The organism is Streptomyces albidus (ex Kaewkla and Franco 2022), assembly GCF_013870515.1.
In the GTDB taxonomy this organism is placed as follows: Bacteria; Actinomycetota; Actinomycetes; order Streptomycetales; family Streptomycetaceae; genus Streptomyces; species Streptomyces albidus.
In genome coordinates, this window is the sequence record NZ_JACBXA010000039.1 from 20,823 (window position 1) to 33,718 (window position 12,896).

Annotated in this window: 13 protein-coding genes, 2 pseudogenes and 1 CRISPR repeat array; of the genes and pseudogenes, 7 read left to right on the plus strand and 8 right to left on the minus strand. The window is 64.4% G+C overall.

Features of this window, described 5'->3' with window-relative positions; all coding sequences use genetic code 11:
* Positions 1 to 1,130 precede the first annotated feature (1,130 nt).
* Both H5J26_RS09575 and H5J26_RS32410 read right to left on the minus strand, forming a co-directional pair.
* The gene (locus H5J26_RS09575; protein WP_309237850.1) at positions 1,131 to 1,946 is read right to left on the minus strand and encodes a DUF3800 domain-containing protein; all 816 of its coding nucleotides are present in this window, start codon (positions 1,944 to 1,946) and stop codon (positions 1,131 to 1,133) included.
* Complete coding sequence (locus H5J26_RS32410; RefSeq protein WP_181765336.1) at positions 1,910 to 2,623, minus strand: GNAT family N-acetyltransferase; 714 nt, start codon at positions 2,621 to 2,623, stop codon at positions 1,910 to 1,912. The genes H5J26_RS09575 and H5J26_RS32410 overlap by 37 nt, the downstream gene beginning before the upstream one ends.
* Positions 2,624 to 2,678: 55 nt before the next feature.
* Between H5J26_RS32410 and H5J26_RS09585 the strand changes: the two are divergent.
* Together H5J26_RS09585 and H5J26_RS09590 are read left to right on the plus strand one after the other, a co-directional pair.
* Positions 2,679 to 3,536 (plus strand): annotated as a pseudogene (locus H5J26_RS09585) (site-specific integrase); the annotation flags it as partial.
* A 374-nt stretch (positions 3,537 to 3,910) separates the two neighbouring features.
* Positions 3,911 to 5,281 (plus strand): RNA-guided endonuclease InsQ/TnpB family protein, encoded by a 1,371-nt coding sequence (locus tag H5J26_RS09590; RefSeq protein ID WP_181765322.1) that lies wholly within the window; start codon positions 3,911 to 3,913, stop codon positions 5,279 to 5,281.
* 247 nt (positions 5,282 to 5,528) lie between these two features.
* Positions 5,529 to 6,170: a CRISPR direct-repeat array (repeat unit 29 nt; unit sequence GTGCCTCCCACGCACGCAGGGGTGGTCGG).
* Positions 6,171 to 6,363: 193 nt separating this feature from the next.
* Here H5J26_RS09590 and H5J26_RS09595 read toward each other — a convergent pair.
* Positions 6,364 to 6,690 (minus strand): DUF6233 domain-containing protein, encoded by a 327-nt coding sequence (locus tag H5J26_RS09595; RefSeq protein ID WP_181765323.1) that lies wholly within the window; start codon positions 6,688 to 6,690, stop codon positions 6,364 to 6,366.
* 6 nt (positions 6,691 to 6,696) lie between these two features.
* A complete protein-coding gene (locus tag H5J26_RS09600; protein WP_181765324.1) occupies positions 6,697 to 7,047 on the minus strand; it encodes a DUF6233 domain-containing protein in 351 nt (116 codons plus the stop codon).
* Between the two features lie 48 nt (positions 7,048 to 7,095).
* On the opposite strand from H5J26_RS09600, the gene H5J26_RS09605 reads away from it, so the two are divergent.
* Complete coding sequence (locus H5J26_RS09605; RefSeq protein ID WP_181765325.1) at positions 7,096 to 7,740, plus strand: HAD family hydrolase; 645 nt, start codon at positions 7,096 to 7,098, stop codon at positions 7,738 to 7,740.
* Here H5J26_RS09605 and H5J26_RS09610 read toward each other — a convergent pair.
* The 4 genes from H5J26_RS09610 to H5J26_RS09625 all read right to left on the minus strand — a co-directional run bounded on the left by H5J26_RS09610 (position 7,737) and on the right by H5J26_RS09625 (position 10,768).
* On the minus strand, positions 7,737 to 8,588 hold the full coding sequence (locus H5J26_RS09610; RefSeq protein WP_181765326.1) for an NAD(P)-dependent oxidoreductase: 852 nt from the start codon (positions 8,586 to 8,588) through the stop codon (positions 7,737 to 7,739). The genes H5J26_RS09605 and H5J26_RS09610 overlap by 4 nt on opposite strands.
* The gene (locus tag H5J26_RS09615; protein ID WP_181765327.1) at positions 8,585 to 9,172 is read right to left on the minus strand and encodes a guanylate kinase; all 588 of its coding nucleotides are present in this window, start codon (positions 9,170 to 9,172) and stop codon (positions 8,585 to 8,587) included. The genes H5J26_RS09610 and H5J26_RS09615 overlap by 4 nt, the downstream gene beginning before the upstream one ends.
* Positions 9,169 to 10,185, minus strand: coding sequence for an AAA family ATPase (locus H5J26_RS09620; RefSeq protein WP_181765328.1), 1,017 nt, complete (start codon positions 10,183 to 10,185; stop codon positions 9,169 to 9,171). Before H5J26_RS09620 ends, H5J26_RS09615 begins: the two co-directional genes overlap by 4 nt.
* A 232-nt stretch (positions 10,186 to 10,417) precedes the next feature.
* The gene (locus H5J26_RS09625; protein ID WP_181765329.1) at positions 10,418 to 10,768 is read right to left on the minus strand and encodes a winged helix-turn-helix domain-containing protein; all 351 of its coding nucleotides are present in this window, start codon (positions 10,766 to 10,768) and stop codon (positions 10,418 to 10,420) included.
* An 807-nt stretch (positions 10,769 to 11,575) separates the two neighbouring features.
* Between H5J26_RS09625 and H5J26_RS31950 the strand changes: the two genes are divergently transcribed.
* The 4 genes and pseudogenes from H5J26_RS31950 to H5J26_RS09640 all read left to right on the plus strand — a co-directional run.
* Positions 11,576 to 11,707 (plus strand): hypothetical protein, encoded by a 132-nt coding sequence (locus tag H5J26_RS31950; RefSeq protein ID WP_268932945.1) that lies wholly within the window; start codon positions 11,576 to 11,578, stop codon positions 11,705 to 11,707.
* Positions 11,708 to 12,028: 321 nt separating this feature from the next.
* Complete coding sequence (locus tag H5J26_RS09630) at positions 12,029 to 12,304, plus strand: DUF6284 family protein (RefSeq protein ID WP_181765330.1); 276 nt, start codon at positions 12,029 to 12,031, stop codon at positions 12,302 to 12,304.
* Positions 12,304 to 12,498 carry a hypothetical protein gene (locus tag H5J26_RS09635; RefSeq protein WP_181765331.1) on the plus strand — a complete coding sequence of 65 codons (195 nt, stop codon included), beginning with the start codon at positions 12,304 to 12,306 and terminating at the stop codon, positions 12,496 to 12,498. Before H5J26_RS09630 ends, H5J26_RS09635 begins: the two co-directional genes overlap by 1 nt.
* Positions 12,495 to 12,896: pseudogene (locus H5J26_RS09640) on the plus strand (hypothetical protein); the annotation flags it as partial. The gene H5J26_RS09635 and the pseudogene H5J26_RS09640, both read left to right, overlap by 4 nt.

Genomic DNA, 12,896 nt, shown 5'->3' on the forward strand with positions numbered 1-12,896 from the left:
CCGGACTGTTCCCCAGAGTCCGTGGGTGTCCGGCTCAGTACGCAGCCGTTGTGCCGCAGTTAGACACTCAAGCTCCCAACGCCCCTAGGCACGGGCCGCATCATCTCAGGTCGATCAGTTGACACGTGGACAGGTCGACGATTGCTGTGGCGTCTAGGCCGACCAAGAGCCACCGAGGCCAGGAGGTCCTCAAGAAAAGCTCACATCAGTCATGTTGGCCGTTACCGAGGCAGCTCGCGTCAGCGGTATGCTGACGACTGGTCACTTCGCGTCTCACTTGCTCCTCGGCCAGAGGGGCCGAGGGTCCGGTTCGCCGGACGGTTCCACTAGATGGGAAGTGGCGCATGGAGAAGCGTGAGCCTGATCAACCGAGTAAGGATCAAGGCCAAGTTCGCCCCACGAGGGCCCAGGTTTGGATCGCAGTACTCGGAGCTGTGACGGCGATCGCAGGCTGTGTGGAGCAGCTTCTGAGCTAGCACATGTTTCACATGTCGAGGCAGAAGTCGGACCGAAGGTTGGGCGAGAGCAAGCGAGCCCGGCCGCTAGAAGGTCGGCCGGGTTCACTCGACGACTCCACGCACGAGCCCGGTCTGGTTGGCGCCAGGCCGGGCTCCTCTGCGAAAGAGCCCAGATCATTTGATTGAAGTGGCAACCATCATCCATGATAGCGGAAGTGGACCGCATCAACCTCACATCATTTCGACCCACAGAGTTACCGCAACCATACACGCGGCCTAGGCCACTTGGAACGCGAGTGGCATGTGAGGCACCTACGAGCTGACCTGGGGGCGCGCTCAGGGGCGCCGCACTCAGGACTCACTGGCGAGTTCGAGTAGAGGCAGTGTTGGACGTCCCACACCGCCTCTACCTGTGCTCTCTGCAGCAGGGTCCGTCATGGCAGGACGTCACCGTCGGTGCCCCCGCAGCCCCTGTGCGTCAATGGCTTGTTCAGTTACGCAGCGGTAAGAATCATGGGACTGGTCGTAGGCGCCGTGCCAATCTTCCACTAGTATTGGTGTTGTTCAAAGGGCCGCCCAAGCGGCCGCGGGGATAATGCTTGGTCTGCTGCCAGACCCTTCCGGCAATGTCGGTTGAAGCCCCCCGGGCCCCTTGGGGGCCCTTTGTGTCTTCTAGAGGCCGCCAGCCGGCCACCAGGGCATGCCAGTCATGGTTGCGTCGTTGCCGAGATACTTGAAGCCGTACGTCCAGCTCGTTCCGTTGATGCGGCGAAGTTGGTGCCGGATCGTCAGTAGATGAGCGGCTTCGAAGCCACCGAACTGATCGGGCCGGATCGCCGCACTCAACATGCCTGCGTACTGGTCGGCTGCTTGCAGCCCATCCCACTTCGCCTGATCCTCGAACTTCACGTCGCCGTGCAGCCGTTGCCATGGGATCCACCCAGAGCCCGTTTGACGCTTGATGTTGAAGTACGAGCGTGTCGTGCGGTGATCGAATCCCCGAACATGTCCAAAACGCACAACCACATCGCGCGGTCCACCTGGCCACTCCCGTGCGCTGAGGAGCATGCGCTCCATCGTTATGCCAGCAGCGAAGTTGTAGAAGACCGCTTGGTTCTGGCGCATGCCTGCCTGAGCTGGGATCGCAGCCTTCTCCACCACCACGTAAATGATCTGCACCCCGGAGAGTAGGGCGAGAGTTTGGGCCACATGCTGGCGTCGGGAGTACGTCTTGATGTGGTCCTTCCAGTGCAAGGCCTTCCCAGGTGGGCACCTGAGATCGCGTCTCAACCGCGACATCACAGCGCGCATTGGACCTTCGTGCTCCTCGGCGAAGAGAGCAGCCGCGAAGGCGAAGTATGGCGAGGCAGAGGCTCCGGTGCCGCGATCGCCGGTTTCATCTATGTATGCGCGCACGAGTTGACGAGCCGTCACGTTGCCCCCAATGCAACCTATGATGGATACACAAGAGAACAAGCTACCGGACACGGAAGGTCGCAGCCACTATATGTTGTGGTTTTTTTCGATCTCGGCACTACATCTAGTGGTGATCTCTGGATAGGTGGAGCGGCTTTGGGGCGAGAGATCAGGGGCTCGTAAGCTTTCCGCGACTCGGGCAGTCTCCTGGCCTGCCCGCAATAGCCGAAGTGAGCCCCTGATCTTGGAGGCTCGCCCCAAGGTGGCTGCCTAAAGCCGTGGAGCCGACCGGCCCCGGCCAAGTCCCTCTCTTCTCTCCCTGAACGGCGGCGCGGCCGGCCGGGTCGCGCCGGGCGAAGACAGGTGCGCGGCCCGAGCCGGGCCGCGCTTCCCGCGCCGTGCGCGGGTCTTGATGGAGTAGGGAAACCTGTAACGGGCTGCGGCTGGAGCCCGATGCGTGCCATCACATCGGAGCGCACGGCCTGCCAATCTTCTTGGATGAGGCTGTAGAAGACAGAATCACGGAGCAACCCATCGCGGGGAATGCGGTGGTGCCTGAACACGCCCTCCCGGACAGCGCCGAGACTGGCGATTGCTCCTTGCGACCGGTCGTTGCGGGCATCTGTCTTGAAGGCGATCCGTACAGCTCCGAGCCGTTCGAAGGCATGATGAATGAGGAGAAGAGAAGCTTCCCTTCCGATGCCTTCCTTCCAATATGCAGGTGCTAGCCAGGCCCAGCCGATTTCCAGGGCTCGGTTCTGGGGCTGAAAGGCCGCACGCTACTCGTACCGGCATCTGCGATCGATCCCGGCACTCGGCGCTCGCAAGCTGCGAGACCTGTCAGCGGATGACGTGGACAAGTGGCTGACGGAGAAGTCCAAGACGCTGAGCACCCGGACCCTCGGCGCCATCCGCTCGTGCTTGAACCGCTCCGTTAAACGGGCCATGGCGCGCGACAAGGTGAAGTTCAACGTGGTCGAGCTGTGCTCCCTTCCGCAAGGACGCCCGGGACGCCCATCCAAGGCTCTGACGCTCGCTCAGGCCGAGGCCGTGCTCAGGGCAGCAGAGGGAACCGCCATGCACGCGTGCGTCGTTGTCGCGCTACTCACTGGCGCTCGTCCGGAAGAACTTCGTGCCCTCACGTGGGAGCACGTCTGGCTCAAGGGAGACCACAAGGCCGTGCCTGCGATTCCGCCATACATGGCCGTGTGGCGTTCGGTTCGTGCCGGCGGGGACACCAAGACGAAGAAGTCGCGACGGACCATCGCCCTTCCTTTCCGGTGCGTCGAAGTGCTCTGGCAGCACTGGGAGGATCAGGGATGGGATCGATTGGCGGCTGGCGATGACTGGGAGGAACACGGTCTCGTGTTCTCCTCGGCGACCGGCAAGGAACTCGACAGCACCAACGTCCGGCGAGCCTTCCGGCAGGCGATTGCCAAGGCAGACGGGGTGAACGCTGACGAGTGGACTCCGCGAGAGCTGTGGCACAGCTTCGTCTCGCTGCTCTCGGACAGTGGGGTGCCGCTCGAAGAAATCTCGCGATTGGTAGGACACTCCGGAACGGCTGTCACTGAGGAGGTCTACCGAAAGCAGATCCGCCCAGTGATCCAAACCGGGGCAGTCGCAATGGACGTAATCTTCAAGTCTGCGCCGGAACGGTAGTCACGCGGATAGTCACGCAAACGAAACAGGTCCGCAGCCTACTCAACGTGAGTAGGCTGCGGACCTGCTGTTTCTTCTGTCGGGGTGGCAGGATTTGAACCCACGACCTCTTCGTCCCGAATGAGGTACCGCAACGGCCGTGGCCACTGATAGACCACATCTGTGCAGCTCAGAGCTTTGGCTTCCGTTGGTCTCAGTGAGGCTGCGCAGCACTGTGGGAGAAGATCTTCTCCCAGTTTTCTCCCAAAGCAAGCGGATGGGGTGTGGCTGGCACAAACCTTGTCCGTGCCAGCCTTCAAGAGCGTCACGCGACGGTGGTTGATAGCGCGAGGCGCGCGGGCTGACTGTCAGTGGCATGCGGAAGCATGTCGTGTGTGACGAAAACTCAGGTCGTGCGTGCCTACCGGTTTGCACTGGATGCGACGCCGTCGCAGGTGGAGATCCTCAGGCGGTACGCGAACGCTTCTCGGGCCGCCTTCAACTTCGCGCTCGGGATGAAGACGGCCTCCCACGAGCGGTGGAAGCGCGGTCGTGACCCCTTGGTCGCGGCCGACATGGACATGGCCGAAGCGAAGAAGAAGGCGCCGAAGGTCCGCATCCCGAGGAAGCCTCAAGTCCACAGGCACTTCATTGCTACGAAGGGCAAGGGCCCGATCGGGCCACTACGGCAGGGAGAGGAGCGACGGACTCCCTATCCGTGGTGGGAGGGAGTGAACGCGAACAGCTTTCAAGAGGCCTTCTTCGATGCGGATGCCGCCTGGAAGAACTGGCTCGACTCGATGACGGGGAAGCGTGCTGGGGCGCCCGTCGGCTACCCGCGCTTCAAGCGCAAAGGCAGCCGCGAGTCGTTCCGCCTGACCAACACCGCCGTGCGGTTCGCCGGGTACCGGAGGTTGTGGATCGGGGGTGGTGGCGGCCAGGCGGCGTTCACGGTGCGTCTGCACGAGCCGGCACGAAGGTTGGTGCGTCTCCTCGACGCGGGACAGGCCCGAATACTGCGCGCCACGATCGCGCGTGACGGGCACCGCTGGTTCGCCGCTGTCGTGGTCGAAGAGATAGCCGTTCTCCCCAACCGGCCGACCCGTCGCCAAGCCAACGCCGGGCGCGTTGGCGTCGACCTTGGCGTCAAGTCCGCAGCTGCCTTCTCCGATCCCGTCGTTCTCGCCCACGGGGCCCCTGGGGTACTGGAGTTGGCCAACCCGCGGCACGTGCGGAACACCGAGAAAAAGCTCGCACGAGCCCAGCGCGTGGCCTCCCGCAGGTTCGTCAAGGGCGCTCAGAAGCAGTCGAAGGGGTACCACGAAGCCAAGGCCCGGGTCGCCAAGCTCCACGCACAGCTCGCAGCCCGCCGGGCATCCACGCAACACCTCCTCACCCGGCGTCTTGTCGAGCAGTACGCCGAGGTCGCCCTTGAGAAGCTGATGGTCAAGAACATGACCCGCTCCGCAAAGGGCTCGGCGGAGAACCCGGGCAAGAACGTGCGGCAGAAGGCCGGGCTGAACAGAGCGATCCTCGACGTCGGGTTCGGTGAGATCCGCCGGCAGATTGAATACAAGGCAGCCTGGTACGGCTCCTCCACCCGGTACGTGGGCACGTACTTCCCCAGCTCCAAGACATGTTCCAACTGCCATTGGAAAAACAAGGAGTTGACTCTGGCGGACCGTGTCTTCAAGTGCACCCAATGCGGTATGATCATGGACAGGGACGCCAACGCGGCCCAAATGATCAAAAAGCATGCGCAATAACTGTCCTGTGAGGGGCCAGACCCCTAGATGAGGGGCTGTAACGCCCGTGGACTGCTGCGTAAGCCCCGGTGACCGTGAGGAAGCCAGGCAGGGCAGGTTGAAGCGGGAAGGCCAACCTCGTGTTGGTCAACCGGAGAGAGGCAACTCTCTCCGCCACCCACTGCACAGCGGGAGACATCAACTCCATAGCGGGGGACCACTAGGTCACGGAACGGCAAAGCACCCACAACGCTGCAGGTCGCGAAGTGTGCCTCCCACGCACGCAGGGGTGGTCGGTTCTCGAACATCGGGTCGCAGAACTTCGTCACGTGCCTCCCACGAACGCAGGGGTGGTCGGCGCCCAGGCCCTCGCCGACCATGACCGGCGATGTGCCTCCCACGCACGCAGGGGTGGTCGGGCCCCCCTCATGGCGTTGTCCAGTGTGCTCGGGTGCCTCCCACGCACGCAGGGGTGGTCGGAGCGCGTATCAGCCCAGCTGGACGGAGGGGGTGTGCCTCCCACGCACGCAGGGGTGGTCGGTTGGCCCACGCTTCGGCGGCCAGGAGCGGCAGGTGCCTCCCACGCGCGCAGGGGTGGTCGGGCCTGCCCCAACTTGCCCGCACCGCCCGCGCGGTGCCTCCCACGCACGCAGGGGTGGTCGGTTCCGCTACTACTGCACGTACTACTTCAAGGGGATGTGCCTCCCACGCGCGCAGGGGTGGTCGGTTCACCAACATCGCAGGCAGCGCCCGCCTTGAGTGCCTCCCACGTACGCAGGGGTGGTCGGGACCAGTGGAAGAAGCAGCGGAAGACGATGCTGTGCCTCCCATGCACGCAGGGGTGGTCGGAAGAAGTGCAACGCGAACTACGCCGACTACATGTGCCGCCCATGTACGCAGGGGTGGTCGGGACAATTCCTGTGTCGCCTCGACTACGGCAGTGCCTATTGTCCGGCGTCACCTGCATGACGAGGATGACGAATTGGCTCAGCGCGGCCGCCGGACCCACCAGACAGACGAGGACCGCAAGCGTTCCCTTGAAGCCTGGAGCAACGCTTAAGCGGCGTAGCGGTCCAGTGATACTCGAGCAACGCCCCGCCCTGTCAGGGCGTGGGGCGTTGCTCTTTGCCGGGGTCGCAGGTGTCGCAGGGTTCGATGCGCCGGCCAGGGTGCTTACGGAGTTCTCGTACCTCGCGGATGGTCAGGCGTGCGCCTTTGGCCATCCAGCAGTCGGCGGTGTGGAGGATGCCAAGGCGGGGTGTGCCAGCCGGGGTGAAACGCCATGCGACGGCGAAGCGGGGCAGGGTCGGGAGTTGTTCGGTGATGCCGTTCTCGGCCTGCTTGATGGCCCGGTCCACGGCGGCCAGTTGCAGAAGAAGGTACTTGCGAAGGGTCCAGAGACGCGGCAGATCCTCGGGCAGCTCGGCCATGCGGTCTCATGCCTCGAGGGATTCTTCAGGCCGACAGGCCTTGCACATCTCAAGCTGACCAGATGTCACGTCGTCTGCGAGCGCCATGAGGGCTTCGTCGCGGTTGATGTTGCCGCCGCCGGCGATCCAGCAGTCGCCGCGATGGAGGAGGGCGGGAGACTCGGGGACACGCATCTTCTGGATGCGGTACGTGTCGGGCGGGCCAGCCGGCGCGGCGGCTCCGATGGCACTGTCGATTGTTTCCGCCAGGATCTCCAGCAGCTTCCCGATGGTTTCGCTGCGCGCCTGCTGCTCGCCGATCCAGACGCGGATGATCTGGAGGCGTTCCAGGTCATGAGGCAACGGCAACTCGGACATGTGTTCGAGTCTACTGATGGTCGACCGCTCGTCGAGTACCGTCGCCTCGTGCTGGCACTCTTCGACCTCGATCAGACCTTGATTGACCGGCGCGGGAGCCTAGTCGGCTGGGCTGAGGGCTTCGCGCGATCGCGGCAGCTACCCGAAAGCGCTCAGGCCGCCATCTGCGAGCGGCTCCGCGAGCGGGCCTACCCAGCGGATTTCGTCCGTCTGCGGGAAGAACTTGGGCTTAGGGACGACCCGAGTGACCTCTGGCGGGAGTACCTGGATGGCATTGCTGGCTCTGCGCGGTGCCTGCCGGGTGTGCAGGAGAGCCTCGACGCGTTGCGTGGTGAGGGGTGGACGCTCGGCGTCGCAACGAACGGCGCGGGAGACATCCAACGGGCAAAGCTCGCTGCATCCGGGCTCGCGTCGTACTTCGACGGCATCTGCGTCTCGGAGGAGATCGGAGCCAGGAAACCGGCCGGTGAGCACTTCGAAGCTGCCGCTGCGCTGTGCGGCCTCCGGCTGAGCGCTGGGGGTTGGATGGTTGGAGATAACCCCGAGACGGATATAGAAGGGGCGCGCGCCGTGGGGTTTCGTACGGCGTGGGTGGCTGTAGGCCGCACTTGGCCCCTCGGCCGCCGCGAACCCGACATCGTGGCGTCGGGAGTCGCGGAAGCCGTCCTCGCGATTAGGCAGACGATGGTCTAGTCGGGCTGACTCTCGCGAGCGTCATGCAGATGCTCGAGTACCTCGGGGATGCGAAGAGACGAATCCCTGAGGTCATCCCACCTGTTCATGACTGCGGCCGATGCTTCCGCAAGTTCCGCGGGAAGCCCGGCTTCCCGCAGGGTGGCCGCGACCTCTTCCATCTCAGGCCCCCATCGCCATGACCGCGCAGCCACTTTGGGAATGTACTCAGTCTCGGCGAGGTGGCTGGTAGTGCGGCTTTGCGCGATGTCGAGTAGCTCCTCGTCTACTCCGTAGTCACGGGCAAGGGCGTATGAGACTGCGGCAAGTACGCGGCTCGTCTTCTGGTAGCTGCTATACGACAGCTTGAGCGCGGAGGCGCGGCCGATTCCGCCGGTGAGGGCGTGCGGGTGAACCGCCGACCCAGTGAAGAGCGACGCCACAGAGGTCAGGGGTTTCTCCAGGCCGGACAGATAGAGGCGGGGGAACTTCGAATCGGACGGAGGCGAGCCGATGATGGAGCCGTCCACGACCGTTGCCCCGCCCCGGGCCGCGACGGCATCGACGCGTGCCATCGTGTGCGGAGAAATGGCGTTGGCGTCGACGTAGATCCCCGTAAACGCGTGAGCCGCGACCTCCGCCGCCACGTTCTCCGCGTACGCCGGCGGGCAGATGCTGAGGATGACGTCGGCCGCATGGACTAGCTCCCGCAGGTCGCGCACGGACGTCAGTCCGTACCTGTTGGCCCGCTCGCTCGTGACGGAACTGCGCCCGGGCGGGCACCACAGAACGTCCGCTCCGTTGCGCCGAGCCTGTGCTGCGACCGCGGCACCCATGCTGCCCGGGTGCAGGACTCCGACGACAGTCATCCGACGAGCCTCCGGATATCGCGAACTTCGGCGGGCGCGCTGGTCAACCGCGCTTTATCGATGGCCTGTGCTGCCTCAATCGCGCTGAGTTGGTCGGTCCGGATGACGAGTGACCAGGGCTCGGTGGCATGATCCACGAGATCCTGCCGAGTCTCGTGCCAGACCTTAAGTCGGGTATCCAAATCCTTGTCTCCACGGCCCTGGCAGCGCTGACGCGTCACGTCTTCTGAGCACCATAGGAGCACCCGCACCCATCGGATGGGGTGGGCTGCGACGGCGCGAGCTCCCGCGACTTGGCCGATGTGGAGCACTGGGATGCTGCCGGAGGCGATAAGCGTGGAAACCTCGCCGATGTCGATGGCGTACTCCGCGTCGTACCGGCTGTTGCGGTACAGAATCTCTCCGGCTTGCGCGAGAGCCTCAATGTGCTGGGCTGTCGTGATCCGGTAGCCGGATGTACGTCCGGGGCCCGCTTTGAGTCGATGGAAGAGAGTGAACTCCTTCCGCAGGTCGGAAAGCTCAGCCGTGATGGTGTCTTTTCCGGCTCCTGGAGGCCCGTAAAGGACGACGCCGGAAGGACTCATAGTCCGCCTCCACTCAGAACGTCACGAGCCTCGTCGACCAGGGCGATGGCGGCGCCCAGCCTATTATCGACAACAAAGTGCGGACCCTGAGGGCGCATCTTCAGATCGAGCCCCTGCAGGTATTCGTCCCAAGACTCCATCTTCCATGCGTCGCGTGCTGCCCCGCGGAACTCGATGTACTCGCGCATTGACTCCGGATCGCACTCGACCCATATAGTTGCGACAGATACGCGTTTCGAGCGACAGCGATTTTGAAAGCGCTGCATCCATTCAGCTTGTGAGAATTCCGAGACGAACGGGGCGTCTAGGATCGTAGAAGTCCCACAGTCCACGTTGTCCCAGGCCGCTTCCATGAGGCATCGATATTCGAGTGGCCGGACCTTTTCCCGGTAAAGAGCCGAACTCCGGTCGTGAGCCTCACCGCCTAGTGCGACCAAAAGTTGGTCGACCAGTGGACGCGTCAATGAGTCCTTGTCCAGGATCGGCCAGCCTGTGAGCCCGCCGAGGAACTTTGCGAATTCCGATTTCCCAGATCCTGCGTAACCTCCGACCAGGATGACAGCAGGGCCGTCGACGCTTCCTCCAGTGGTGTGGCGGCGCCATGCGTCGACCACGCGGCTACGAAGAGCTTCGCTGTCCACATCGTCAGTGCCTTCGCGGATGCTGCTGAGCGCTTGACGCACTGTGTCCGGTTGGTCGGGGAGCTTCCGTTCCACGGAAGTCGGCGCCGGTACGGACTTGACGGGGACGTCCTCTCCGGGAAGGGCGTTGCGGAATCCGAGTTGAGCTTCGTTGCGACGATACAGGCGGCAGTACGCCCGACGGTAATGCGGGCCGGGGTAAACCGACCCCTTTTCGTGGCCCCAGATAGTTTGAAAGTTTGCGGCGATGTTGAAGCCGTGACGCTCCGCAATTTCTCGAAGTTTTTCGCCGGTTTCTTCCAAAGTGAGGCCCACCTCTGAACGTTGCTGACGAAGAAGGTCCGGGTTCCAATCCGGGCGCTGTCGAGCCATCTGCCCCTCCTAGATAGCCACTCGGAGCCGCGAGTGTAGCGGGTCGAGTAGATGCATGAAACGTAGTGATAGAGCTTGTATAAGCGGATGTGTAAAAACGCAGAGGAATTCTCAAGTAGTGGGACGTGATACAGGTTTCGGCGCCGTGGCGGTGAACTGTTTGCACACCGAATGAGGAGGTGCAACCCGGGTCATGGCAACCAATCAGTTCCCGCTCTGCGCTCCCGCAGGCTCAGTTCCCTTCGAGGGTCGAAACTCGCTCGTGGAGCTCCACGACCTCGGCTCGCAGGCTCTCGATCTCCTGCCGGAGCTCGGTCACTGCCCCGGACGGGTCCGAGAGTCTCGCGGCTTGGGTCGCGTCGTGCGTCAGGAAGGCGCCCTTGCCCTGATGACTCACCGCGAGTCCATCCGTGGTGAGTTGACGGATGGCAGCGCGAGCCACTGTCACCGTGACGCCGTACTGCTTCTGGATCTGCGCAAGCGAGGGGAGCTTCCCTGCCGTGGCGAACTCGCCGTCCGCGATCCTTCGCCGCAGGTCATCGGCAACCTGCTGGTAGGCGAACTTGCCAGCCCATTCGACCATCTGCACTCCAAGTCTTGGAACAGTCTCTGCCTCATAGTGCCTAAGTCGCAGAGATAGAACCAGCGGCTCTCGCTCCATGTTCCGCGAGAGAACTTGACGTACTGTGCCTCACAGTGCACTCTGAGGCAGAGTTGACCCCCTCGGGTCCCACTCGGGACTCGGAACGGTTGGTCAGTCCTGCCTGAAGCGCCCGGAAGGCCCGTCAACGCGGGTCGGAAGGACGTGCTCATTACTTGAAGAACTCAACAGCGTGATCCGCCGCCCGTGACGCCGTGACGATGCCGGTTGAGGTGAGTGGAGATCCGTCGGCAGCAGTAGTCAGCAGAGCTGGCTGCATCGGACGTAGTGCCACGATCCGCGGGGTTGGCCCCGCGAGGAGCGTGAGTCGCTGAGCTGGACCGACGTGAAAGAACCCGTGAGCGCGACCTTAGTGACGCGATGAAGGCCCAGGAGGGATCTCCCCGGGCCGGTAGCGACCGCACACGGACACTGAGATCTGGCAGCCCGGGCTGGGGAGCCCGTAGTGCCGCGCCACCACCCGATTCACCGCAGCCCTGCGTTGCACGTCGCTGCCATCCCCCACCGCCTGCGGGTGCTGCCGGGATGGCGTCGGCGTGGGGAAGCAGGACGCCCCAACACATCAGCGCGCCGTCCGGAGTTGGAGCTCCGGACGGCGCTGAACAGGACCTATGTAGGAGGACCTGTGATCGCCAGCATGACACGCGCCGTCTTAGCGGCGCAGCCCACCGACTCCGGCCCCGACATGGATGAGGCCCTGCGCCGCGTGCGGCCCGGGGGTGGTTCCCGGTGACGCCGGCAGAGCAGTTGGAAGCTGCCCGCCAGCAGAACGCTGCCGCCCTCGCCGCCTCGCAAGAGGCTGCGGCCCGGCTCGCCGAAGCGGCAGCCCAGGCCGCCGCCCAGCAGGGCGGAGAGAAGTGAGCAACGAGCCCGAGCACGGGCGGATCCCGGACGTGCGTACCGGGTGAGTCCCTGTAGATCGTCAACCGCCGCGGGCCGCCCCAGACCATCTGGGGCGGCCCGCCTGACTCTTCGGGCTCTGCGCTGTGTCTGACGCTCCGTCCATCGACCGGGCCCGTGCCGCACAACGTGCGGGAGCGCGGTCCATCCGCACCTGCGGTCTGCACCACCCGGCCACCCGCGCGCTGCTGGCCGCCGCCGCACATGTGGCAGGCGCCGCCTACGCCGCTGGCCATCACGTACGCGACATCCACCCCACCACTTGGAAGGACCCCACCCGCCATGACCACTTCACGAACGCTCCTCTCCCTGGTCCCCGACGAGGACGAGCAGGAGCCCACCACCACTGAACTGGACGCCATCGAGGCCGCGTTGCCGATCATGCAGGCCGAAGTCGAACTGCTCGACGTCGAGATCAGCCTCCTGGACCAGCCCGCTACCTCGTGGTCCGAGCGCCGTCGGCGCCGCGCCCACCGCGAACTGCTCGCCGCCCGCGTGAAGGTGGCCAACCAGGCGCGACTGCGAAGGCTCGCTGCGAACGCGCCGGAGGTGGCCTGATGACCGCCTCCACACGTAAGCGCCATCGAAGCCTGCACAGGGAGCTGGCAAGTCCGCTCTTCCGCTGGGGCTTCACCGTTGTCGCCCTGGCGTCCGTCGCTTTCGACAACCTCGGCTGCGCTCTCGTGGCCGGCGGTCTGGCCTGGGCGGGCTGGCGTCTGCACCGCACGCCCCGAAGGAGGCGCCGCCGATGACCAGCACACTCACCAACATCCTTGAAGGGCAGCCCGGGTGGCTGCCCTTCGTCGTTGCCCTCGCCGTCACCTTCCTCGTGCTGGCAGTCGGGATCACGCTCTTCGCCCGACGTCGCGGTAAGACACCGTGGCTGGCGGGGATCGGCCCGCAGGCCGTCGTCGCTCTGGGTGGTGTCGCGGTCTCCGTGCATGGCCTGTGGGGCTTCGCCCGCGACACCGCGCACCTCTCGCCGTGGCTGGCGGTGGCGTTCATCGCCGTGTTCGACGCGGCGGAGATGACGCTTCTGGTCATGCTCTACCGAGCCGCCGACCCGAAGGTCGGCTGGACGGACGAGTTGCGGCTGATGCACCGCACCGCCTGGACCCTCGTGGCGTTCTCGTCGCTGATGAACGCCGTG

Coding starts and splice junctions, on each gene's coding strand:
- H5J26_RS09600 (WP_181765324.1), bottom strand. CDS start 7,047: ATGTCCGAGTTGCCGTTGCCTCATGACCTGGAACGCCTCCAGATCATC.
- H5J26_RS09625 (WP_181765329.1), bottom strand. CDS start 10,768: ATGGTCGAATGGGCTGGCAAGTTCGCCTACCAGCAGGTTGCCGATGAC.
- H5J26_RS09595 (WP_181765323.1), bottom strand. CDS start 6,690: ATGGCCGAGCTGCCCGAGGATCTGCCGCGTCTCTGGACCCTTCGCAAG.
- H5J26_RS09615 (WP_181765327.1), bottom strand. CDS start 9,172: ATGAGTCCTTCCGGCGTCGTCCTTTACGGGCCTCCAGGAGCCGGAAAA.
- H5J26_RS09620 (WP_181765328.1), bottom strand. CDS start 10,185: ATGGCTCGACAGCGCCCGGATTGGAACCCGGACCTTCTTCGTCAGCAA.
- H5J26_RS09630 (WP_181765330.1), top strand. CDS start 12,029: ATGACCACTTCACGAACGCTCCTCTCCCTGGTCCCCGACGAGGACGAG.
- H5J26_RS09635 (WP_181765331.1), top strand. CDS start 12,304: ATGACCGCCTCCACACGTAAGCGCCATCGAAGCCTGCACAGGGAGCTG.
- H5J26_RS09610 (WP_181765326.1), bottom strand. CDS start 8,588: ATGACTGTCGTCGGAGTCCTGCACCCGGGCAGCATGGGTGCCGCGGTC.